General features: G+C 70.2%; 21 protein-coding genes. 9 read left to right on the top strand and 12 right to left on the bottom strand.

What is annotated here, in order from left to right; genetic code table 11:
- Nucleotides 1-73 precede the first annotated feature (73 nt).
- Complete coding sequence (locus L3Q65_RS22520) at nucleotides 74-913, top strand: helix-turn-helix transcriptional regulator (RefSeq protein ID WP_182894102.1); 840 nt, start codon at nucleotides 74-76, stop codon at nucleotides 911-913.
- Between the two features lie 55 nt (nucleotides 914-968).
- Here the strand turns inward: L3Q65_RS22520 and L3Q65_RS22515 are convergent, their stop codons facing one another.
- On the bottom strand, nucleotides 969-1,346 hold the full coding sequence (locus tag L3Q65_RS22515) for a helix-turn-helix domain-containing protein (protein ID WP_237600739.1): 378 nt from the start codon (nucleotides 1,344-1,346) through the stop codon (nucleotides 969-971).
- Between the two features lie 89 nt (nucleotides 1,347-1,435).
- On the opposite strand from L3Q65_RS22515, the gene L3Q65_RS22510 reads away from it, so the two are divergent.
- A complete protein-coding gene (locus L3Q65_RS22510; RefSeq protein ID WP_237600738.1) occupies nucleotides 1,436-2,278 on the top strand; it encodes an NAD(P)H-binding protein in 843 nt (280 codons plus the stop codon).
- Here L3Q65_RS22510 and L3Q65_RS22505 read toward each other — a convergent pair whose 3' ends face one another.
- From L3Q65_RS22505 to L3Q65_RS22485, 5 genes are all read right to left on the bottom strand, one after another.
- Complete coding sequence (locus L3Q65_RS22505) at nucleotides 2,279-2,827, bottom strand: phosphoribosyltransferase family protein (RefSeq protein WP_237600737.1); 549 nt, start codon at nucleotides 2,825-2,827, stop codon at nucleotides 2,279-2,281. It abuts the gene before it with no gap.
- Nucleotides 2,828-2,867: 40 nt separating this feature from the next.
- Nucleotides 2,868-3,737, bottom strand: a complete 870-nt coding sequence (locus tag L3Q65_RS22500; RefSeq protein WP_182894105.1) for an SAM-dependent methyltransferase — start codon at nucleotides 3,735-3,737, stop codon at nucleotides 2,868-2,870.
- 32 nt (nucleotides 3,738-3,769) lie between these two features.
- Entirely contained in the window at nucleotides 3,770-4,648 is an 879-nt protein-coding gene (locus L3Q65_RS22495) for a helix-turn-helix transcriptional regulator (protein WP_237600736.1), read from the bottom strand.
- 142 nt (nucleotides 4,649-4,790) lie between these two features.
- The gene (locus L3Q65_RS22490; protein ID WP_237600735.1) at nucleotides 4,791-5,054 is read right to left on the bottom strand and encodes a DUF397 domain-containing protein; all 264 of its coding nucleotides are present in this window, start codon (nucleotides 5,052-5,054) and stop codon (nucleotides 4,791-4,793) included.
- A 991-nt stretch (nucleotides 5,055-6,045) separates the two neighbouring features.
- Nucleotides 6,046-6,336 carry a hypothetical protein gene (locus L3Q65_RS22485; RefSeq protein ID WP_182894107.1) on the bottom strand — a complete coding sequence of 97 codons (291 nt, stop codon included), beginning with the start codon at nucleotides 6,334-6,336 and terminating at the stop codon, nucleotides 6,046-6,048.
- A gap of 534 nt (nucleotides 6,337-6,870) precedes the next feature.
- Between L3Q65_RS22485 and L3Q65_RS22480 the strand changes: the two genes are divergently transcribed.
- The 4 genes from L3Q65_RS22480 to L3Q65_RS22465 all read left to right on the top strand — a co-directional run bounded on the left by L3Q65_RS22480 (nucleotide 6,871) and on the right by L3Q65_RS22465 (nucleotide 9,482).
- Nucleotides 6,871-7,497, top strand: a complete 627-nt coding sequence (locus L3Q65_RS22480; protein ID WP_237600734.1) for a maleylpyruvate isomerase family mycothiol-dependent enzyme — start codon at nucleotides 6,871-6,873, stop codon at nucleotides 7,495-7,497.
- A 578-nt stretch (nucleotides 7,498-8,075) separates the two neighbouring features.
- Nucleotides 8,076-8,306 (top strand): zinc finger protein, encoded by a 231-nt coding sequence (locus tag L3Q65_RS22475; protein WP_182894109.1) that lies wholly within the window; start codon nucleotides 8,076-8,078, stop codon nucleotides 8,304-8,306.
- Nucleotides 8,307-8,349: 43 nt separating this feature from the next.
- Nucleotides 8,350-8,823 (top strand): hypothetical protein, encoded by a 474-nt coding sequence (locus L3Q65_RS22470; protein ID WP_237600733.1) that lies wholly within the window; start codon nucleotides 8,350-8,352, stop codon nucleotides 8,821-8,823.
- Nucleotides 8,824-8,996: 173 nt separating this feature from the next.
- Nucleotides 8,997-9,482, top strand: a complete 486-nt coding sequence (locus tag L3Q65_RS22465) for a DUF2127 domain-containing protein (RefSeq protein ID WP_182894110.1) — start codon at nucleotides 8,997-8,999, stop codon at nucleotides 9,480-9,482.
- Nucleotides 9,483-9,488: 6 nt separating this feature from the next.
- Here the strand turns inward: L3Q65_RS22465 and L3Q65_RS22460 are convergent, their stop codons facing one another.
- The 5 genes from L3Q65_RS22460 to L3Q65_RS22440 all read right to left on the bottom strand — a co-directional run bounded on the left by L3Q65_RS22460 (nucleotide 9,489) and on the right by L3Q65_RS22440 (nucleotide 16,838).
- Nucleotides 9,489-10,190, bottom strand: a complete 702-nt coding sequence (locus tag L3Q65_RS22460; protein ID WP_182894111.1) for a PP2C family serine/threonine-protein phosphatase — start codon at nucleotides 10,188-10,190, stop codon at nucleotides 9,489-9,491.
- 78 nt (nucleotides 10,191-10,268) lie between these two features.
- Nucleotides 10,269-12,098, bottom strand: coding sequence for a glycosyltransferase family 39 protein (locus L3Q65_RS22455; RefSeq protein WP_237600732.1), 1,830 nt, complete (start codon nucleotides 12,096-12,098; stop codon nucleotides 10,269-10,271).
- Nucleotides 12,095-13,360 (bottom strand): bifunctional glycosyltransferase family 2/GtrA family protein, encoded by a 1,266-nt coding sequence (locus L3Q65_RS22450; protein ID WP_237600731.1) that lies wholly within the window; start codon nucleotides 13,358-13,360, stop codon nucleotides 12,095-12,097. The genes L3Q65_RS22455 and L3Q65_RS22450 overlap by 4 nt, the downstream gene beginning before the upstream one ends.
- A 103-nt stretch (nucleotides 13,361-13,463) precedes the next feature.
- Nucleotides 13,464-15,275, bottom strand: coding sequence for a glycosyltransferase family 39 protein (locus L3Q65_RS22445; protein WP_237600730.1), 1,812 nt, complete (start codon nucleotides 15,273-15,275; stop codon nucleotides 13,464-13,466).
- A 39-nt stretch (nucleotides 15,276-15,314) separates the two neighbouring features.
- Nucleotides 15,315-16,838, bottom strand: a complete 1,524-nt coding sequence (locus L3Q65_RS22440; protein WP_182894115.1) for a cell wall metabolism sensor histidine kinase WalK — start codon at nucleotides 16,836-16,838, stop codon at nucleotides 15,315-15,317.
- A gap of 177 nt (nucleotides 16,839-17,015) precedes the next feature.
- Between L3Q65_RS22440 and L3Q65_RS22435 the strand changes: the two genes are divergently transcribed.
- A complete protein-coding gene (locus L3Q65_RS22435; RefSeq protein ID WP_237600729.1) occupies nucleotides 17,016-17,561 on the top strand; it encodes a hypothetical protein in 546 nt (181 codons plus the stop codon).
- Between the two features lies 1 nt (nucleotide 17,562).
- Here the strand turns inward: L3Q65_RS22435 and L3Q65_RS22430 are convergent, their stop codons facing one another.
- A complete protein-coding gene (locus L3Q65_RS22430) occupies nucleotides 17,563-18,312 on the bottom strand; it encodes a fructosamine kinase family protein (protein WP_370648220.1) in 750 nt (249 codons plus the stop codon).
- Nucleotides 18,313-18,585: 273 nt separating this feature from the next.
- On the opposite strand from L3Q65_RS22430, the gene tig reads away from it, so the two are divergent.
- Together tig and L3Q65_RS22420 are read left to right on the top strand one after the other, a co-directional pair.
- A complete protein-coding gene (gene tig / locus L3Q65_RS22425; RefSeq protein WP_182894118.1) occupies nucleotides 18,586-19,968 on the top strand; it encodes a trigger factor in 1,383 nt (460 codons plus the stop codon).
- Between the two features lie 143 nt (nucleotides 19,969-20,111).
- Complete coding sequence (locus L3Q65_RS22420) at nucleotides 20,112-20,717, top strand: ClpP family protease (RefSeq protein WP_304504577.1); 606 nt, start codon at nucleotides 20,112-20,114, stop codon at nucleotides 20,715-20,717.
- Nucleotides 20,718-20,719 lie beyond the last annotated feature (2 nt).

Here is a 20,719-nt window from a genome sequence, read left to right as displayed (position 1 = left end):
CGGCGGCAGAGACCGCATATCGGGGGATCGGCGATCCCTGGCTGGCGCGCCGGCCCCGCCGGATACTGGACCCATGGATCGAGCTGAGCTGGCTGCCTTCCTCCGCAGCCGTCGCGAGGGATTGCGGCCCGAGGACGTCGGGCTGCCCGCCGGTGCGCGGCGGCGAGCGGCGGGGCTGCGGCGCGAGGAGGTCGCGGCGCTGGCGGCGATGTCCACCGACTACTACACGCGGCTGGAACAGCAACGCGGACCGCAGCCGAGCGAGCAGATGCTGGCGTCGCTGGCCAGGGCTTTGCGGCTCACCGACGACGAGCGCGACTACCTGTTCCACCTCGCCGGCCGCAACGCACCGTCACCGATCGTCGCGGCGACCCACGTCGCTCCGGCGTTGATGCGGGTCCTGGACCGGCTGTCGGACACGCCCGCGCTCATCCTGTCGAACCTCGGCGAAGTACTGGTGCAGAACCGGTTCGCGGACGCGTTGTACGGCGACCGATCGCAGTACACCGGACTGGCGCGCAGCGAGATCTACCGGTGGTTCACCAACCCGGACGAGCGGCTCGTCTATCCGGCGCACGACCGGGACCGGCAAAGCCGCGCATTGGTGGCGAACCTGCGGGTGGTGCACGGGTCGATGGGGCCGCGCTCGCGGGCGGGCGAACTGGTGCGCGCGCTGACCCGGGAGAGCCCGGAATTCGCGCGGCTGTGGGAAGAACGCCAAGTGGCCAAACGGTTCGAGGACCACAAGGTGCTCGTGCATCCCCAGCTCGGCGAGATCGAGGTGGACTGCCAGGTGCTGTTCACCGAGGACCAGTCGCAGGCGTTGCTCGTGCTGACCGCGCCGCCGCGCAGCGAGGCGTTCGAGAAGATCCAGCTGCTGGGCGTGCTGGGAAACGAGCAGTTCGCCGGGTAGCTGGGGTGTCGTGAGTGGTTATGCCGGTTAGAACCGGCGCCAGCACTCACGAGCTCTAACGCGGAAGCGGCCCGGTATACGCGTCGCGGGCCCTCTCGACGGCGGGCAGATGCTCGTCGGTCCACTCGGCGAGCGCGGCGAAGACCGGCGACAGGCTCCGGCCGAGTTCGGTGATCTCGTACTCGACGCGCGGCGGCACCTCGGCGTAGTAGCGCCGCTCCACCAAACCGTCGCGTTCGAGCTGCCGGAGCCGCTGGGTGAGGACCTTCCCGGTCGCGCCGAGCCGCCGCTCCAGCTCGACGAACCGCACCGGACCGGACTGGCTGAGCGTCCACAGGATCGGGGTCGTCCACCGGCTGAACAGCAGGTCGACGGCCGGGCTGATCCGGCACGCGGCGAGCGGATCGGCGCCGATCCGCGCGGTGGTGGTCATGCGGCTCCAATACTTTCCCTGGGGAACCTACTGTACGGCGGCTTTTAGCCTCGCTGTGTCGCTTTCGACCCCTAGCTGAGGAGCAAGCCATGATCGTCGTCACTGGTGCCACGGGCAACGTCGGCCGCCTGCTGGTCGAGTCCCTGGCCGGAGCCGGGCACGCCGTGACCGCCGTTTCGCGCGGCGTGACGTCCCCGCCGCCTGCACTGCCCGGGGTGACCTCGATGGTCGCCGATCTGGCGGACGCGGGCAGCCTGGTCCCTGCGTTGAAGGGCGCGGACGCACTGTTTCTGCTGGTCTCCGGCGCGGGCGCGCACGTCGACGGGGAAGCTGTCCTGCGGTCGGCGGCCGAGGCTGGCGTCTCGCGGGTCGTCCTGCAGTCGTCGCAGGCCGCCGGAACTCGCCCGCACGCGGTTTCGCACGCGCCGCTCGCCGCGTTGGAAGAGACGGTGCGGTCGTCCGGTCTGGAGTGGACAGTCCTCCGTCCCGGCGGATTCACCACCAATACTTTCGCGTGGATCCCGACGATCCGGGCCCAGCGCAAGGTTTTCTCGCCGTTCGGCGACATCGCGCTCCCGGCGGTGGACCCGCTCGACATCGCCGAAGCCGCCGCGGCCGCGCTGACCGGGGACGGCCATGCCGGACAGACGTATGTCCTCACCGGACCGGAGGCGACGAGCCCACGGCAGCGTACGGAGATCCTCGGCGCGGCCCTTGGCGAGCCGCTGGAATTCGTCGAACTTGGCCGTGCACAGGCACGCGAGCAGATGGTGCAGCAGATGCCGGAACCGGTCGCCGACGGCACGCTCGACATCCTCGGCAAGCCGCTTGCGGAGGAGATCCGGAGCAGCTCTGACGTCGAGAAGGTGCTCGGCCGTCCGGCGACCTCGTTCGCTTCGTGGGTCAGCCGCAGCGTCGACGCGTTCCGGTGATCAGAAGTCGCGCGAGTGCAGCAGGGAGCGCACGCGGAGCTGCCGTCGGGGCTCGTGGCGACGCAGCCCGTCGACAATCACCGCGACGCCGACCCACGTCGCTCCGGCGTCGGCGACCAGGGCTTGTGCGGCGAAGGCCTGGCCGCCGGTGTCGATCCAGTCGTCCACGAGCAGCACGCGATCGCCCGCTTGCAGCAGGCGGCGGCTGAAGCCGAGCCGCAGGTGCCGGTCCTGGTAGTCCGGCGGCGAGGTGCGCTGGAGCCACCGGTCGGAATCGCAGGCCGGGTACCGGTTCTTGCGCACCTCGACGAAGCCCGCGCCGAGTTCCACCGCGACCAGCGGACCCAGCAGCGACCCGCGGGATTCGGGGCCCAGCACGACGTTCGGCCGTTCGCCGGCGAACAGCGCGGCGAGCGCGGGACCCAGTTCGCGCAGCAATTCGGGCGCACGCCACCATCCCGTCGGGTCGGGGTAGCGGTGGCGGTCCGGTCCGTCCCCGAGCAAGACGGTGGCCTCGCGGATCCGGTCCGCCACAGTGCTCGTGCGCATGCGTCGATGGTCGCAGCGGCGCGGACGCGGAGCGAGCGAATTACGGCTTCCGTGCCGCTCCGGCCAGGATCACCGAATGCGCGGGCGTCTGGAACTCCACCTGCGGCGCGCCCGCGCCGGACTCCTCCGGATGCCATGACGGCGTCCAGGTGAGCCCCGGTTCGAGCATCTCGAACGACCCGAACAGCGCCTGGATCTCCTCGCGCGAACGCCAGATCACCGGGCTGCTGGACCGGTCGTACAACTGCTTCAGCTCGACCAGCCCGGCGTCCACGTCGGAGGGAACGCCCTGGTCGGTGATGTGCGAGAGGGCGAGAAACGAGCCGGGGACGAGAAGATCGCGGTACTGCGCGACGATGGACGGCCCGAGGTCCTCGGTGCCGCCGCTGTCCTCGGCGGGCGGCTGCTGGACGTGCAGCACCGCGATCAGCAGCAGCGCGAGCGGCTTCTCGACGTCGATCACGCCGGTCGCCGCGATCTGGCCCCACAGCCGTTCCGGATCGCGCATGTCGGCGTGGATCACCGCGTGCCGGTCGAGGTCGCCCGCCTCGCGCAGCAGGGTTTCCGAATGCGCGACGGCGACCGGTTCGTAGTCGACGTAGCAGACGCGGCTCTCGCCCGGCGCGAGCTCGTCGGCGACCTGGTGCGCGTGGCCCATGGTCGGCACGCCGGAGCCGATGTCGACGAACTGCCGCACGCCCTTTTTCACCAGGTGGCGCACGAGCCGGTGCAGGAACAGCCGGTTGGCCTTCGCGATCGGGCGGATCAGCGGGAACTCGCGGATCACCTCGTCGGCGAACTCCCGGTCGATCGTCCAGTTCGTGGTGCCGCCGAGGTAGTAGTCGTACACCCGCGCGACGCTCGGGTGGTCGAGGTCGACCCCGGGAGGCGGGAAGGGTTCGTCGGCCACCGGTGGCTGTTCCTTTCGTGAGGGACTGCTGGTCAGCGGGCGGGCGTCGCGCAACGGCTCGCCCATTCCTTCAGGTATTGCAGGGACTGGTCGCGCGAGAGGGTCGCGGCGAGCTGGGCTTCCCACGACTCCTCGTAGGAGGCGAACTCGTCCTGGCCCCTCGGCACGGTGATGAGCTTGACTTTGCTTTCCTGGTAAGCGAAATCGGGCAGGTCGGGATGGCCGAAGCGGAGGATGGTGAAGTCCTCGTCCGGGTAGGCGGCCGCGTCGCGCGGGAGGATCCGGACCTCGGCGAAGGGATGCGTTTCGACGATCCGGATCATGTGCTCGAGCTGATCGGTGGCGATGCTGGCCTTGGTGCCGTAGACGAGCTTCTCGACGCAGCTGTACTCCATCATGAAGACCGCCCGCGGACCCGGGCAGGCGTCGAAAAGCCGTTGCCGCGCCTTGCGTTCGGCGACCCGGTCGGTGACCCGCTCCTGGCGGCTGGCCTGGAACTGCGCGAGCATGTAATACTCCGATTGGAGCAGTCCCGGGATGCGATTCCCGGTCCAGCTCAGGATTTCCGCCGCCGCTTGCTCGCGTTCCAGGACCTCGCGGAACCACTGCGGCGTGATCATCCTCCGCTCGGCCCGGCGCGCGGAGGGATCGTTGGCCCGGTTGAGTTCCCGCAGCTGGTCGGCGTCCGCCGGCGGGATCTCCAGCACCTCGACGATCCGCTCGAGGTCCTCCGGCCGGGTGCCCGCCTTGCCGGATTCGATTTTCTGGATCTTGGGCTGCTTGCAGCCGATCCCGTCGGCGAGGTCGACCTGGGTCAGCCCGCGAGCGGTGCGCCACTTGAGGATCCGGGAGCCCAGCCGGGAACGCTGGGTCCGCAGGGACGGCGGCGGTTGCCGGATCGGGGAGGTCACCAGGGGCTCCGTCATTTCGTCCAGGGGCCGATGTGAGAACCTCCGATGATAATGCGCCGACCCGGCGGGCAATACTCCGGGTCGGCGCCTTTTTCGCAAGGTGCACGGCGTTTTCGGCAGGTGCTGCGGTTGTCGTGCCTGGTCAGCCGTCGAATTCCCCGCGCCGCACGGCCTCGGTGAACCGTGCCCACTCGCCCCGGTCGAAGACCAGGACGGGGGAGTCGCCGATCTTGCTGTCCCGCACCCCGACCAGTCCGTCCCCGGCCAGGTTGACCTCGACGCAGTTGCCGGAATTCGGCCCGCAGGCGGAGGGTTTCCGCCAGGCGCCGTCCGGGAACCCCGCCGCCGGCCCGGCCGCCGGGACGTGGTTCGGGTGCTGCTGCTCGTGCGGGTCGTAGGCGTCCACTGCAACCCCTCGTTTTCTCGTTTTCGGTGAGTGAATGGAATATTCCGCGAAGTACGGAATGTGTTCGGAATATTCCTGAGGGTAGTGGGCTGGTGGATCAATGGCGCTGCAGGTCGGGGATTTCACCTGAATGGACACTTCTCGTGCATTGGGTGGTGCTTTCGCACGTGCAATTTCGAAGTGGTGATGTGAATTCCGTTGTCGTGGTGGGGTGATGGTGCTTTTTTCGTGGTTTTTAGGGTGTGGGACGGGTTGGGGTGTCTGCAATTGATAACACCTGGCGGGCGGTTGAGCGGCTGAGCTGTTCGGTGCAGTGCTGCTTGCGCCGCTTCGGGATGCGGTTGCCTGGGCGCGGAGGGGCGGTCTGCGGGACGAGGGCGGGCCGGGTCGCGGCTCGGCGACTGCGCACTGCGGTTGCTGGTTGAGCCTGTGCTGGTTGAGCCTGCCGGTTGCCGGTCGCGGCTGAGGGTTGCGGATCCGGGTTGGCGGGGCGACTGTCTCCCCAGCCCAGCCCAGCCCAGCCCAGCCCAGCCCAGCCCAGCCCAGCCCAGCCCAGCCCAGCCCAGCCCAGCCCAGCCCAGCCCAGCCCAGCCCAGCCCAGCCCAGCCCAGCCCAGCCCAGCCCAGCCCAGCCCAGCCCAGCCCAGCCCAGCGGGCCGGTTCTCGCGAGCCGCACGAGCGCGGTCAGAGAGGCGAGGTTGGCCGCGCCGTGTCGAGGGGCCGAGCCACGCCAACTAGGCGGAGTCGGCCGAGAGCGGGGCTGGAGCCGAACCACCGGAAGGCGAAGTCGCGTCGAGCCGGGGCGCGAATCAAACTCGCGCAACCCGATGCGGCAGGGCTCCCCGCCCTGCCGTCGCCAGCACTCGGCAGGGCCCCGAAACCAATCCAGAACGGCAACCTCGTCTCCCGGTGCCCGGCCCTGCCCGGCCGGGCACCGGGAGCGCAGAACGCGGGCGGCCGTGAGCCGCCGCCGGCGTCCGCTTCGAGGGTGGTCAGGCGTCCCGGTTCGCGGAGTGCTGCTTGCGCAGCACGGCGCCGGTGACGTGTACGAGGGCGACTCCGCCCGCGGTGGCCAGGCCGGCCAGGACGCCGGCGGTCGCGAAGACGATCGCGGTCGCGCCGGCGAGCAGGATCAGCAGGAGCGCGATCAGCTGCCACGGCCGGGTCCCGCCGTCCGGCTGCCGCGCGGCCAGTTCGACCGCCGTCCGCGCGGTCTTCCACGACGGATAGGCCGGTCTGGTGCTCGGCCGCGGCGAGGGTGCGACCGGCGCCGGCTGGGGCATGCCCGGCTCGTGAAACGTCACTGTCACCCGGCCGGGGCGTTGACTCACGGCGACGGCATACGGTCTGTCGTCGCCAATGTCCGTTTTTTCTGTCCGACGGTATGCCTGGCCTGCATTTTCCGCGCCAGGAACGGTCATTGCGCATCCTTTCTTGTCCGCCGGAAAAGTGCCGGAACACAGTTCCCAGCCCGCCCCCGAGGGGAACTGGTTCCGGCGGCCGCGGCGGGCGTCCGGGGAATGGAATATTCCACCCTCTTAACCCCTCCTGCCTGCGGCAACGCCATCTTTGCATGCCCGCTGCCGATCGCGCTAACCCGGGGCGGAAAATTCTTCGCCGAAGCCGTCCGTCCGGGTGTTTCCGGAACGGGTATTCGCGATCTGCCGGACTATTCCCGGCGTTATCCATCCGCGTATATTCGACCCGATCGGATGAATGTGGTGAGAGGTCCACTTTGGGGTTCCCCGCCCTGATCAACCCGGCGAACGCGACGGGTGCGCTGCTACGGTGAGTGTCCGCCGCGGACGGGGGAGGGCATGGACGTACGGACACTGGCTCGCGAGGAACGCGCCGACTTCGCGGACTTCCTGGAGACGCTCACACCAGAGCAGTGGGACCAGCCGACGCTGTGCACCGGCTGGAACGTTCGTTCGGTCGTCGCCCACGTCGTGAGCTACGACGAACTGAGCGGGCGCCAGCTGGCGCGACGGCTGGCCCGGGCGAGGCTCTCGCTGAGCCGGGCCAACGAAATCGGGCTCGCCGAATACCGCGTGCGCGCGCCGGAGGAGCTGATCGGCGTCCTGCGCCGGCACCCGCAGCCGGGCCGGATCCTGGGCAAGTTCGGCGGGATGGTCGGATTTCTCGACGGCCTGATCCATCACCAGGACATCCGCCGCCCGCTCGGGCTGCCGAGGACGATCCCGGCGGCGCGGTTGCGCCGGGCGCTGGAACTGTCGCTGCGCGCTCCGCCGATCGGGGTGTCCCGGCGGCTGACCGGTCTGCGCGCGGTCGCGACCGACCTGGACTGGACGTCCGGCGACGGCATCGAGGTCCGCGGCCCGGCGGAGGCCCTGCTGCTCGCTTTGGCGGGCCGTCGCGCGGCGGCGGACGATCTGACCGGCCCCGGCCTCGACGTGCTGATCAGCCGCACCACCGTGGCGTGACCCGGCCGGGCGCTGGGCACAGGCTCCGGGCGCCGCGCCGCATGGACCGCGAGGCCGCTCCCGGCATGCCGACCGGCTGCACCGCGGCCCTCGCTTTGCCGCCCGTCCTGCACGGCGCAGCCGTGGCTTCCGGCAGTCCTGATCGACCCCACCGTCGTGGCGTGCTCAAGCCTGTGCGCAGGCGATTCGCGCCACTGCCGGGTGACAACCCTCGCGCGGGGGTTGCGTATGCGCTTGGCGACAGCAGTCATTGCGGCGACCGCACTCCGGAAAGCGAGGTGATGCCCGCGCGGACGCTCGCCGCCTTCCCCCTCGCGGCACCCGTGGCTGCTGCCGCGCCTCGCATCGCTGAGGCAGCACGGGCGCCGTAACGCTCGCGGCGGCGTCCGCCTTCCGGGGGTGTCACCATCTGGTGACAGCTAACCCGGCGGTAACCCGCGCACGGTCCCCGGCACGCGCGGAAAGTCCTTGTGGCTGCGGCGAAATCCCGGTTCCGATGATCACCCGGAACGGGGGCTTGCGTTACGCGGCGGCGACATCCGAAATGGGACTCCAAGCACCACAAGGGGAGGAGTCCGGTGTTCAGATGGCAGCAGGCGGAAGGGAAACGGCACGCACTGGACGGGCCGTTCGCGCCGCGACCCGGGGAAACGTTCACCGCGCTGTGCGGAGCCGAAGTCACGGTCGCCCGCAGGGACGTGCCGCAGCTCGGCGGCCATTGGTTCGATCCGACGTGTTCTGACTGCGCGGACGAATGGCTCCGTCAGGACGGACAGGCCCGCTCGAACGAAGAACGGTGCCCGGCGTGAACCGTGCGGAGGGGCGAATCCCGGCACCTGCTGGGGACAGCGCATGACCGGGCACTGGAGCAGATTGCCCGAGCAGCGCACCTCGGCAGTTGGGCTCACCGGCCCCGAGCTGGTGACCTGGATTCGCGACCTGCAAGCCACCCTGGCACTGGATCTCACCTTCCTGACCCGTGCGCTCGACGAGCGATACCCGCGCCCGGACGCGGTGCGGGATCTCGGCGAGCGCCTGCTCGACCTCGGGCGGGCGTTGATCCGGCGGGCCGATCACCTGAACGAGATCGTCCTGGCGAGCCTGCCCGCGCACGGCTGGCTGCCGCAGGCGGGCGCGCCGGACAACGCGGCGCGGCTCGCGCATCAAGTCGGGCGCCGTCCGCTGCGTTGCGGGCCGGTGTATCTCGGATTGTGCGGGGCCGCGTGTTATCCGGTGTTCGGGCAGGATCCGCACAATCACACGAAACGGTACGCGCGCTGTACGGAATGCCAGAGCAAGGGCGGTGCGGCAATGCTTCGCGAGTGAAAGGAACGCGACCGGGCCGCGAGGCGCGGGAACCGGAGCACTGGACGGGGATCGGAGCCACAGCGTGCGCGAACCGGCACGCGGCCACGTCACAGCCCACGCAAACCGGATCACCCGTCCGAAACCCGGCTGCCAGCCCAGCAACCCCGGGGCTTTTCCGGTTTCCTGTACCGATGAGCGAGGAGACCTCCACCCGTTCCACCGAGCGGCTGTTCAAGATCGCGATCACGCTGAAGGGCCTCGACGGAGCCCTTCAGCTGATCGGAGCGCTGATCCTGGCGTTCATCCCCGCGACGGTGGTCACCGGGTTCGTCAACGCGGTCATCACCCGCGACCTGCTTGGCGACCCCTCCGGCACGCTCGCGCGGCATCTGGAAACCGCCGCCGAGCATTTCGCCGGAGGGGGCACCAAGACGTTCGCTGTCGGGTACCTGCTGGCGCACGGGCTGCTCAAGCTCGGCCTCGTGTGGGCGCTCGCGCGCAAGTGGGTTCGCGCGTATCCGGTCGCGATGGTCGTGCTCGCGGCGTTCGTCGTGTACGAGATCTACCGCGCCTTCGAAACGCACTCCATCGCGCTGCCGTTCTTCGCCGCACTCGACGTGGTGATCATCGTGCTCGTCTATCGCGAGTACCGGAACCTCAAACGCGAGCGCGCCTGACCTCACTCAGGCGGCAGCCGGAAACCTCTCCGTGACCAGCGCGGCCACGTCCGGAGCTTCCACGAACAGCGCCGTCGCGTTGTCGCGGCCGCCCAGGGCGATGGCGGTGGCGACCAGTGCTGAGGCGCCGCGGGCCGGGTCGGCGAGGATTTCGTCGATGGTGGCGGGCGTCAGGACCTTGTGCACGCCGTCGCTGGTGAGCAGGAGGCCGCCGCTCGGGGTTTCCGTCGTGCCGATCTCCTCGGGCCTCGTCGTGCGGACGCTCGTGGTGACCAGGTGCTCCATCCGCGGCGAGTACGGCTGGTGCCGCGAGCGGAAGTACTCCGCCATCGTGTGGTCCCGCGTCAGTTTGTGGATCATCGACCCGTCCCACGAGTACGCTCGCGCGTCGCCGACCCAGGCGATCCGGTATCCGCCGGCGAAGGGCATCGCCACCACGAGCACCGCGTCTCCGGTGCCGCCCAGCCGGTGGACTGCTTGCTGGGCGGCCAGAATCGCCTTGACCGGGCCGGATTCGACGGGCGTGCGCGCGGCGGCCGCGGCGGCGACCTGTGCGGCTCGCCCGGCGCCGGGGTCGTCCCCGACGCCGTCGGCGAGTGCGAAGGTGATTCCGCGCGCCCCGGCGGCCGCGTAGGCGCTCACCGCGTCGGCGTTGCGCTCGCGCGGTCCCTGCTCGCTCGCGGTGTGCCAGCGTGGGTATGCGGCCATCGTGACCTCCGGACGTTCGCGGCGGATGACTCTCCGTGCTTTCCAGAATGCGCCTCGTTCCTGGGAGGAGGCTGAGGATCACCGGGTGAGCTGGTAGACAGTTTCGCCGCCGACCGCGGTCGCGGCGAAGTTCGCGGCCACCCATTCGGAGATGTCGCTCGACCCGCCGCCGGGGCCGCCGCCCCGGCCGCCGTCCACGTAGTACGCCACTTCGCCCGCGGCGACGTACTGCTTGAACTCCTCCAGTGTCGGGGCCGGATCGCTGCCGTCCCATCCGCCGATGGCGATCACCGACTTGCCGCTCGCCAGCTCCAGGCTCGCCGCGGACTGCGATCCGGTCGTCGCGGCGGCCCACTTCGTCGTCGTGCCGCCCAAAAGCTGAGCGACGGAGCCATTGGTCTCGTCCATCATGCCCCCGAAACCGCCCATGCCGCTGCTGCGCGGACCCGAAGTCGGGATAGAACCGCTGTGCGGCAGGGAAACCGTCTCCACCGCGTACCCAGTGGTGCCGACTCCGAGCGTCAGGACGATCGCCGCCGCCAGGCCGGTCAGGACGGTCCGCGCCCGCGGCACCCCGACCACCACAATGGTGCTCACGAGCAACCCCAGCACCACGATCGCCCAGCGCAGCAGGGGGAACCAGTCCGGCGTCCGGTCGAGCAGGATGAAGTCCCACACCGCGGTCGCCGCGATCATCCCGCCCAGCACCATTCGCGGCGCGGTGTGCGCCCGGCCGCGCCACAGCGCGTGCCCGGAAATCGCGACCAGCGCGGCGACCGCGGGCGCGAGCTGCACCGCGTAGTACGGGTGCACGGTGCCGCTCATGAAGCTGAACACCAGCCCGGTCACGAGCAGCCAGCCGCCCCAGACCAGCAGCGACGCGCGGGTCCGGTCCGTGCGCGCGGCCCGCCGGGTGAACCACAGCCCGGCCACCAGGCCGATCAACGCGGCGGGAAGCAGCCAGGAGACCTCGGTGCCGAAGCTCGCGCCGAACATCCGCCCGAGACCGGAGCTGCCGCCGAACGCGGTGTTCCCGCCGCCGCCAAAACCGCCGCCCATCCCGCCGCCGTTGCCTTGTCCGCCGAAGATCCGCCCGAGCCCGTTGTAGCCGAGAGCCAGCTCCAGCAGGCTGTTCCCGGTCGACCCGCCGATGTACGGCCGCGAAGCCGAAGGCCAGAGCTCCACCAACGCGACGAACCAGCCCGCCGACACGATCACCGCGACCCCGGCGTAAACCAAGTGCAGCAAGCGTTTCCCGAGCCCGGTCGGCGCGGCGATCAGATAAGCCAGCGCGAACGCGGGCACCACGAGGAACGCCTGCATCATTTTCGTCAGGAACCCGAAACCGATTGCCACGCCAGCGAAAACAAGCCATCGAGGGCTCGCCTTCTCAACCGCCCGCACCGTGCAGTACGCACCGGCGATCAGCAGCAGCGTGAGCAGCGCGTCCGGGTTGTTGAAGCGGAACATCAGCGCGGCCACTGGCGTCAGCGCGAGCATCGCACCGGCCAGCAACCCCGGCAGCGGCCCGGAAACCCGGCGAACAGTCAGGTACAGCAGCCCGACCGAGCCGACGCCCATCAGCGCCTGCGGAGCGAGCACGGTGAAGCTGGAGAACCCGAAGACCCGCGCGAAAGCCGTCCCCACCCACAGTGCGGCAGGCGGTTTGTCGACAGTGATCACGTTTCCGGCGTCCAGCGAGCCGAACAGCCACGCCTTCAGGCTCTGTGTGCCCGATTGCACGGCCGCGGCGTAGAACGAGTTCCCGAACCCGGAAGCGGTGAGGTCCCAGAAGTACAGGACAGCGGTGAGCACCAGGAGACCGGACACCGCCGGACGGATCCAGCGAGGTTTCGCGCGATCCGGCGCGTCCGGGGCGGCGGGCCGGGCGGACAGGACAGTGCTCAAGACGACTCCTCGGTAGCGGTACGGCGCGGATTGAAGACCCATCCCCGCAGCAGCAGGAACCGCAGCACCGTGGCGGCGAGGTTCGCCAGCACGAGCACGGTCGTCTCCAGGACGAGCCCGGGATGGGTGGCGTGGTTGAGCAAAGCGAGCGAACCGCTGGTCAGCGCCAGTCCGAGGCCGAACACGATCAGTCCCTCGAACTGATGCCGTCCGGCTCCCGCCCGCCCTCGGACGCCGAACGTCACCCGCCGGTTCACGGCGGTGTTCGCGATCGCGGTGACGAGCAGCGCGGCGAAGTTGGCCGCTTGCGCGCCGACCATGGTCCGCAGCAGCAGGAAGAGCAGCAGGTACGCGACGGTGCTGGCGACGCCGACCGCGGCGAACCGGACGAGTTGTTTGACCAGGCTCGGGGACACTCCGGGGGCCTCCACGCCGATCGGTTCGCGGCCGAGCTGTTCGCGCAGCCGGTGCACGGGGATCTCGCCGGTGAGGGTCGCGCGGGTGACCCGGACGATGCCTTTGAGGTCGGCGGTGGCGGTCGCGACCAGGTCGACCGACGAGTCCGGGTCGTCGACCCAGTCCACCGGCACCTCGTGGATCCGCAGCCCGGCGCGCTGGGCGAGCACGAGCAGTTCGGTGTCGAAGAACCAGCCGGTGTCGCGCACGTGGGGGAGCAGCGCGCGGGCGACGTCGGCGCGGATCGCCTTGAACCCGCATTGCGCGTCGGAGAATCTCGCGGCGAGCGTGCCGCGGAGGATCAGGTTGTAGCAGCGGGAGATGAACTCGCGTTTCGGCCCGCGGACCACCCGGGCGCCGCGGGCGAGGCGGCTGCCGATCGCGACGTCCGAGTGGCCGGACAGCAGCGGCGCGACGAGCGGGTCCAGCGCGGCGAGGTCGGTGGACAGGTCCACGTCCATGTAGGCCAGCACGGCGGCGTCCGAGGCGGACCAGACGGCCTGCAGCGCGCGGCCGCGGCCCTTCTGGTCCAGGTGGCGCACCTCGACCTCGGGGAACTCGCGAGCCAGTTCTTCGGCCACGGCAAGGGTCTTGTCGGTGCTCGCGTTGTCCGCGACGGTGATCCGGTACGGGTAGCCGGCGCGTTCGGCGAGGTGCGCCCGCAGTCTGCGGATGCACGGTTCGAGGTCGGCTTCCTCGTTGTAGACCGGGATGACGACGTCGAGCACGGGATGCGGGCCGCCGAGGCCGACCGGAGTCGTCCCGGGCCGCGGGGCGCCGCTGCGGGAGGGGGCGGTGGCGTTCATGCGTTCACCGTCGTCCGCCGGGCTTTGGCCACGTTGTGGTGTTCCTGTGCCTGCGCTGTGCGACGTACGCCCGCTCGGGTGATCTTGGCCGCACGGCATGGAATCAGGCAGTCAGGTCATAGACGGTGACACCGTCCACTGTGGTCATTTGGCAGTTCTCGGCCACCCACTGGACGATCCGGGCGGCGGCGTCGCTGCCGCTGCTGGAGCCGCGCATGGTCATGCCGTCGCCGAGGAAGTAGCGGATCTGTCCTTCCCGGACGTACTGCTCGAACTGCGCGAGCGTCGGATACGGGTCGGTGCCGTTGAATCCGCCCACGGCGAGCACCGGTTTGCCGCTGGCGAGCTGGTAACCGGCGGCGTTGTTGGACCCGACGGTCGCCGCGGCCCACCGGTGGTCGCCGGAATTCCGCAGCAAAGCCGTCAGGTTCGCTCCGGGCATTGTGGTGCCGAGCAATCCGCCGCCCCCGAACATTTGTCGCGTGTTCGGTCCGGCGGACGGAATCGCGCCGCTGTGCGGAGTCGCCGCGGTGGCGAGGCTGTACGCGCCGGTTCCGGTGAGCAGCACGACCAGTCCCAGCACAGCGGCGATCCGGCCGAAATGCTGAACGAAAAACAGTGCGATAGCCGCCAAAAGCCCGAGAATGAGCACGGTCGGCGCGAGCCACGGTTGCCAGGAACTGTCCAGCAGCAGGTAACTCGTCACCGTCGTCAGCGCGACACCGCCGCTCAAAAGCCCGACAGCGGCCGGATTGCCGCGGATCCGCCACAACTGGACGGCAGCGGTCCCGACGAGCGCGGCGATCGCCGGGGCGAGTGCGACGGTGTAGTACGGGTGGATGATCCCGCCCATGAAGCTGAACACCGCGGCGGTCACGACGAGCCAGCCGCCCCAGAGCAGCAGCGAAGCGCGACTGCGGTCGGTGCGTGGCGCGTAGCGGGTGAACCAGAGGCCAGCGCCGAGCCCGAGCGCCGCCGCGGGCAGCAGCCATGCGATACCGCCAGCCATTTCACTGCCGAACAACCGGAACAGCCCGGTGCTGCCCCAACCTCCGCCCGGACTTCCGCCGACGCTGCCGGTCTCGTCGCCGGTGATGCGGCCGAAACCGTTGTAGCCCAGGGTGAGTTCGAGCAGGCTGTTGTTCTGCGACCCGCCGATGTACGGCCGGTCCGCAGCAGGCCACAACGCCACGACGGCGAGATACCAGCCTGCCGAAACCACGACCGCGCCCAGTCCGGCGAGCAAATGCAGCAGACGCTTGCCGAGGGTGGCCGGGGCGGCGACGAGGTACGCGAGGGCGAAAGCGGGCAGCACAAGGAACGCTTGCAGCATCTTGGCGAGGAAGCCGAATCCGATTGCCACCCCAGCGAAAACGAGCCAGCGGGGGCTGGCCTTCTCGATCGCTCGCACTGTGCAGTAAGCAGCGGCGATCAGCAACAGCACCAGCAGCGCGTCCGGGTTGTTGAAGCGGAAGATCAGCGCTGCCGCGGGGGTGAGCGTGAGCACCGCGCCAGCGAGCAATCCCGCAGCCGCGCCGGAAGTGCGCCGGACAGTCGTGTAGAGCAGCCACGTGGAGCCGACACCCATCAACGCTTGCGGCACCAGGATGCTCCACGCGTTCACGCCGAACAGCCGCGCGGACAGGCTCATCGCCCAGAGCGCGGCTGGCGTCTTGTCCACGGTGATGCCGTTGGCGGCGTCGGTGGAGCCGAAGAACAACGCCTTCCAGCTCTGCGATCCGGCTTGCGCGGCGGCGGAGTAGAACGCGTTGGCCCAGCCGGAAGCGCTGAGCTCCCACAGGTACAGCGCGGCCGTGGCGGCGAGCAGCAGCACGAGGGCCGGGCGCACCCACCTCGGTTCGGCGCGCTGCGCCGGCGCGGCGGGAACGGCTGGATGGGTCGCGACTGCGGTCATGCGGTCAGCCTCGTGGGGGCACCTGGGCCCGGGATGTGCCTACCCTGTGTGCCCGCTGTGGGACTTGCGGTCATCCGCTCGCGGTGCCCGTTGAGCCGGTACCGCGATCGGCAGCCGCACGGCGAATTCCGTCTGGCCGGGGCGGCTGCGCATCGCGATGGCGCCGTGGTGCGCGGTCAGCACTGCGGACGCGATCGCCAAGCCGAGCCCAGTCGAACCGGCTGCCCGCGACCGTGACGAGTCCCCGCGAGCGAAGCGTTCGAACACCGCCGGCTGCAGTTCGGGCGGGATCCCCGGGCCGTTGTCGGTCACGGTGACCACGGCGCTTCCGTCCGCGGACCGGGAGAGGGCGGTGACGACCGTGGTGCCGGGCGGCGTGTGGACGCGCGCGTTCGCGAGCAAGTTCGCCAAAACTTGGTGCAGCCGTTGGACATCGCCCAGGACGAGGATTGGTTCGTCCGGCATCGCGAGCTGCCAGACGTGGTGCGGACCGGCCACGTGCGCGTCGCCGACCGCGTCCGCGACCAAGCGAGTCAGGTCGACTTCGGCGACGTCCAACGGGCGGCCCGCGTCCAGCCGGGCGAGCAGGAGGAGGTCTTCGACGAGCGCCGTCATGCGGTCTGCTTCGGACTCGATCCGGGTCATCGAGTGCGCGACGTCCGGTGGGGCGTGGCTGCCGGACCGTCCGGCGAGTTCGGCGTAACCGCGGATGGCGGCGAGCGGCGTGCGCAGTTCGTGGCTGGCGTCGGCGACGAACCGGCGGACGCGCAGTTCGCTCGCGTGCCGGGCTTCGAGGGCGGAGGAGATGTGGCCGAGCATGTGGTTCAGCGCCGCGCCGACCTGGCCGACTTCGGTGCGCGGGTCGGTGTCTTGGGCGGGGACGCGGACAGACAGGTCGACGTCGCCTCGGTCCAGGGGGAGTTCGGAGACTCGGGAGGCGGTTTCCGCGACGCGTTCCAGCGGGCGGAGGGTTCGGCGGACGGCGAAGGCGCCTAGGAAGGCTGCGCCGGTCACTCCGGCGGCGGCAACTCCGAAAAGGATCAGGCCGACGGTCAGCAACGTCTGCTGCATCGGTGCCAGCGGAACGCCGGTGATGACGACGCCGTCGGGGACCGGGAACGCGGTGAGGCGGTAGTCGCCGAGGTCGCCGATGGTTCGGGTGTACGGGCGGCCGTTGGTGGGGAGCTGTTGCAGCGCCGCCAGTTCGTCGGAGGTGAGGGTGACGCGCTGGCCGTGCGGGGAGAGCCAGCCGCCGCTGCCGTCCGTGCCGTCGGAGGAGAAGCGGGCGGTGACGGTGCCCGCGCCTTGGCCTGGGGCGTCCAGCGGGTTGCGTTCGCCGCCGCCGGGAGGGCCGGGGTGGGTGGCGAAATCGAGGGCGCGGGAGGCGGTGGCGGAGAGCTGGTTGTCGGTCTGCGAGAGCAGGAACGCGCGGAGGGCGAACTCGCTGATCACGCCGATCACCAAGCAGACAAGGGACAACAGGACGACGACGGACAGCGTGAGTTTCGCGCGCAGGGACCGGCGCCCGAAGCGGGCGGCGGCGGATCTCGTGCGCGAACTCATGCCCCGAGCGTGCGTTCGGACGGTGTGGGTGCGATGTGTGCTTCCTGTGAGCGTGCTGTGCGGTTGCGCCCGGTTCCGCCGATTCGCGAACACAGGAAGGACTTGTCCGGGGCACAGGACCGGCACAGCCGCCGTCCGCACGGTGGGGTCAGCAAGCTTCGAACCAAGGAGAACGCCATGACCGCGCCGCATCCCGCTCCGAACCCGCCCGCCGCCCCCGGACCGGCCTGGGGCGCCGCACCCGAACCCGGCCAGGCACGCAAGAAGCGGGCCAAGTGGATCGCCGGCGGGACCGCCGCGGTGCTCATCGCGGGCGGCGGCGGCGGCGCGATCTGGGCGGCCACGTCGTCCTCGTCCTCGTCCTCGTCCTCGTCCTCGTCCTCGTCCACGGCCGCCGGACCCGCGGCTTCGGCGGGCGGCCCGGCCGGACAGGGCGGTCCCGGCGGCGGGCTCGGTTCCGTGCTGCACGGCGAATTCGCGACCAGCGCCGGCCCGAAGTTCACGCAGACCGGCGAGGTCACCGCGTTGAGCGCCACCTCGCTGACCGCGAAAAGCGCCGACGGCTTCACGAAGGTCTACGTCATCGACTCCGCGACAGCCACCGGCGTCAAGACCGCCGAGGACGTGACGATCGTCGCGACGGTGAACGGCGACACCGCGACCGCGACTTCCGTCACCGAGGCCGGAGCCCCGCCCGACGGCGCCGGGCCCGTAGCGGGCTGACTCAGCCCAGCGAGCGCGCGGCTGCGGTCGCCTGCCCGGCGTACGACCGGCCGAACAGGACCGTGTGCACCAGAAGCGGAAAGAGCTGATGCAGCGCGATCCGCTCCCGGTACCCGTCCGCCAGCGGCGCGACCTCGTCGTAGGCGGCGACGATCCGCTCCAGCTGCGGGCAGCCGAACAGGTGCAGCATCGCGAGATCGGTCTCCCGGTGCCCGCCGTGCGCGGCCGGGTCGATCAGTACTGCTCCGTCGGAGTCCCACAGGACGTTGCCGTTCCACAGATCGCCGTGCAGCCGGGCGGGTGGTTCCGGTGGGCCAGCTATCGACGGGATACGGGCGCAGGCTCGTTCGAAGACTGCCGGGTCGAGAAGATCCGAGGCCATCCGTACGTAGGGGAGGATTCGGTGCTCGGCGTACCACTCCGGCCATGAGTCGCTCGGGGTGTTGCGCATGGGCGCGGTGCCGATCCAGGCGTCCGGCAAGCCGCCCGGAGGAGGGGCGCCGAACGCCGGGGCTCCCGCCGCGTGCAAGCGGGCGAGGTCCCGGCCGAACTCCTCCGCGTGCGACGGCGTGGCCTCGGCCACCCGGTCCAGGACCAGCCAGGTGTCGTCCGCGCCGTGCACCCGGGGGATCCGCACCGCGTCCGCCTCGGCGAGCCAGCGCAGTCCGGCGGCTTCGGCCCGGGTCGCGCCTGGAGTGTGGCCGCGTTTCACTACCGTCTCGTAGCGCTGGTTGCCATCGGTCAGCACGATCTCACTCAGGGTGCCTGAAGGGCCGTGTGAGACCGTCTCGAACCCGGTTAGCCGTGCCGCGGCGGCGGCCGGACCTTCGCTCTGCTGCCCGGAAACCACGTCCCCGACGCTACGGGCGCGCACGGCCTGCCGCTGATCGGCTTGCCTCGGCAGGTGACCCGCAGCCAGTCTTGTCAACCCTCTGGCCTAGACTCGGATATCCCGGTCAGCAGGTGACCGGGGCGGTCCCGAGGGACTGTCCGCCCCCATCGTTTACCGCTCGAGGAGAAGACCTTGAAGAGCACCGTCGAGCAGCTCAGCCCGACGCGAGTGAAGATCAATGTCGAGGTGCCGTTCGACGAGCTCAAGCCGAACTTCGACGCCGCGTACCGGAAGATCGCCCAGCAGGTGCGGGTCCCCGGTTTCCGTCCCGGCAAGGTCCCCGCTCGCGTCCTGGAAAGCCGGATCGGCCGCGCGCCGGTGCTCGACGAGGTCGTCAACGAGGCCATCCCGGCCAAGTACATCGAGGCCGTCCGCGCGGGCGAGGTCCGGACGCTCGGCCAGCCCGAGTTCGAGGTGACCAAGCTCGAGGACCGCGAGGTGCTGGAGTTCAGCGCCGAGGTCGACGTGCGGCCGGAGATCGAGCTGCCCGACCTCGCCGGCATCGAGATCAGCGTCGACGACGTCGAGACGACCGACGAAGAGGTCGCCGAGCAGCTCGACGAGCTGCGCGCCCGCTTCGGCACCCTGACCGGCGTCGAGCGCCCGGCCCAGACCGGCGACTTCGTGTCGATCGACCTGTCGGCCACCGTCGACGGCAAGGCCGTCGAAGAGGCCTCCACCACCGGCCTGTCCTACGAGATCGGCTCCGGCCAGCTCGTGGACGGCATCGACGAGGCCATCGTCGGAGCCAACGCGGGCGAGACCAAGGTGTTCACCACCAAGCTGGTCGCGGGCGAGTTCGCCGGCCAGGACGCCGAGGTCACCGTCACCGTGCAGTCGGTCAAGGAGCGCGAGCTGCCCGAGGCCGACGACGAGTTCGCCCAGCTGGCGAGCGAGTTCGACACGATCGACGAGCTGCGCGAGGACCTGCGCACCCGCCTCGGCCGCGTCAAGACGATGCAGCAGGGCGTCCAGGCGCGCGACAAGGTCCTCGAGATCCTTCTCGAGCGCACCGAGGTGCCGCTGCCGGAGAAGGTCGTCGAGGCCGAGATCGAGAACCGCAAGCACGACGCGATTCACCCGTTCGACCACGACGAGGCGCAGTTCGCCAAGGCGCTCGAGGCCGAGGGCCGCACCCTCGACGAGTTCAACGCCGAGGTCAAGGAGGAGTCGGAGAAGGCCGTCCGCACGCAGCTGCTGCTGGACACCATCGCCGACAAGGAGAAGACGTCGGTCAACGACGGCGAGCTCACCGAGCGGATCATCTACCAGGCGCAGCGCTTCGGCGTCAGCCCGGACGAGTACGTGCAGCGGGCCCAGCAGTCCGGCCAGCTGACCGCGATCTACGCCGACGTCCGCCGCGGCAAGGCGCTGGCCTCGGTCGTGCGCGGCACCACGGTGAAGGACGCGTCCGGGTCCGAGGTCGACCTCAGCGAGCTGTTCGGCGCGGACGAAGAAGCCCCGGCCGAAGAGACGCAGGTCACCGAAGAAGCGGCGGCGACCCCCGCGGAGTAAAGCTGTGAGCGAACTTGGGCGGTGTCAGGCATTCTGCACCGCCCAAGTTCGTTAGGGTCGGTTGCAAGATCTCAAGCATCTGAACACGACAGCGGCGGCGCGGCCCTCCGGCCGGCCCGCCGCCGGTGAAAAGGCAGGCAGACGTGAAGCAGCACATGCCCGAGGGGCGGACCGGCACCGCGGGGCTCAACCTCACCGACTCGGTGTTCGAGCGGTTGCTCCAGGAGCGCATCGTCGTTCTCGGCTCCGAGGTCAACGACGAGGTCGCCAACCGGCTCACCGCGCAGCTCCTGCTGCTCGACGCGGACGATGCCGAATCGGACATCCGGTTCTACATCAACTCGCCGGGCGGCTCGGTGACCGCCGGGTTCGCGATCTACGACACCATGCAGCTGATCCGCCCGGACGTGGCGACCTACGCGATGGGCATGGCGGCCTCGATGGGGCAGTTCCTGCTCTCCTCGGGCACCCCCGGCAAGCGCTACGCGCTCCCGCACGCGCGCATCCTGATGCACCAGCCGTCCGCGGGCGTCGGCGGCACCGCCTCCGACATCGCGATCCAGGCGGACCTGTTCAACAAGTGGAAGCAGGAGCTCGCGAAGATCACCGCCGAGCAGACCGGGCAGACCACCGAGCAGATCATCAAGGACGGCGACCGCGACCGCTGGTTCACCGCGCAGGAGGCGAAGGACTACGGCTTCGTCGACCACGTGCTGACCCGCGACAGCGGCCTGAACTCGAGCAACTGAGC

The sequence above is a fragment of the Amycolatopsis sp. FU40 genome (assembly GCF_021903635.1).
GTDB classification, from domain to species: Bacteria; Actinomycetota; Actinomycetes; order Mycobacteriales; family Pseudonocardiaceae; genus Amycolatopsis; species Amycolatopsis dendrobii.
The sequence above is the reverse complement of the archived record's forward strand: the minus strand, read 5'-3'. Positions and strand labels throughout refer to the sequence as shown.

Coding starts and splice junctions, on each gene's coding strand:
- L3Q65_RS22470 (WP_237600733.1), top strand. CDS start 8,350: ATGACCGGGCACTGGAGCAGATTGCCCGAGCAGCGCACCTCGGCAGTT.
- L3Q65_RS22520 (WP_182894102.1), top strand. CDS start 74: ATGGATCGAGCTGAGCTGGCTGCCTTCCTCCGCAGCCGTCGCGAGGGA.
- L3Q65_RS22435 (WP_237600729.1), top strand. CDS start 17,016: ATGACCGCGCCGCATCCCGCTCCGAACCCGCCCGCCGCCCCCGGACCG.
- L3Q65_RS22485 (WP_182894107.1), bottom strand. CDS start 6,336: ATGCCCCAGCCGGCGCCGGTCGCACCCTCGCCGCGGCCGAGCACCAGA.
- L3Q65_RS22480 (WP_237600734.1), top strand. CDS start 6,871: ATGGACGTACGGACACTGGCTCGCGAGGAACGCGCCGACTTCGCGGAC.
- L3Q65_RS22460 (WP_182894111.1), bottom strand. CDS start 10,190: ATGGCCGCATACCCACGCTGGCACACCGCGAGCGAGCAGGGACCGCGC.
- L3Q65_RS22445 (WP_237600730.1), bottom strand. CDS start 15,275: ATGACCGCAGTCGCGACCCATCCAGCCGTTCCCGCCGCGCCGGCGCAG.
- L3Q65_RS22510 (WP_237600738.1), top strand. CDS start 1,436: ATGATCGTCGTCACTGGTGCCACGGGCAACGTCGGCCGCCTGCTGGTC.
- L3Q65_RS22515 (WP_237600739.1), bottom strand. CDS start 1,346: ATGACCACCACCGCGCGGATCGGCGCCGATCCGCTCGCCGCGTGCCGG.
- L3Q65_RS22440 (WP_182894115.1), bottom strand. CDS start 16,838: ATGAGTTCGCGCACGAGATCCGCCGCCGCCCGCTTCGGGCGCCGGTCC.
- L3Q65_RS22505 (WP_237600737.1), bottom strand. CDS start 2,827: ATGCGCACGAGCACTGTGGCGGACCGGATCCGCGAGGCCACCGTCTTG.
- L3Q65_RS22450 (WP_237600731.1), bottom strand. CDS start 13,360: ATGAACGCCACCGCCCCCTCCCGCAGCGGCGCCCCGCGGCCCGGGACG.
- L3Q65_RS22465 (WP_182894110.1), top strand. CDS start 8,997: ATGAGCGAGGAGACCTCCACCCGTTCCACCGAGCGGCTGTTCAAGATC.